Annotated in this window: 1 protein-coding gene; it reads right to left on the reverse strand. The window is 63.5% G+C overall.

Annotated elements, in window-relative coordinates:
- On the reverse strand, window positions 1–238 hold a 238-nt coding region (locus tag RB628_RS43080; protein WP_318325858.1), incomplete at its 3' end, for a PIN domain-containing protein.
- Between the last annotated feature and the right edge of the window lie 11 nt (window positions 239–249).

The following is a 249-nucleotide window of genomic DNA, read 5'->3' on the forward strand; positions in this document are numbered from 1 at the left end:
CGGTGTCGACCCAACGCCAGGCGTTCTTCGGAACCGGAGAGAGCAAGCAGAGCGCATCCAGTTCCTCTGCGAGGTCATCCCGATGGGACGGGCTGGTTGCCGAGTAGAGAAACTCGGCACGTGTCGGCTCGCAAAGGTGGAACACCCCGGCGGCAATATGCCCCTCCCAGGGACGCAACGCACCTGGGGTGCGGAACAGGTGCCACAGAGCCGAGGTGTCCACCAGATACGTGATCACTCGAAGGCCTC

Origin of the sequence: Streptomyces sp. ADMS, from assembly GCF_033441795.1 — a bacterium.
GTDB lineage: Bacteria > Actinomycetota > Actinomycetes > Streptomycetales > Streptomycetaceae > Streptomyces.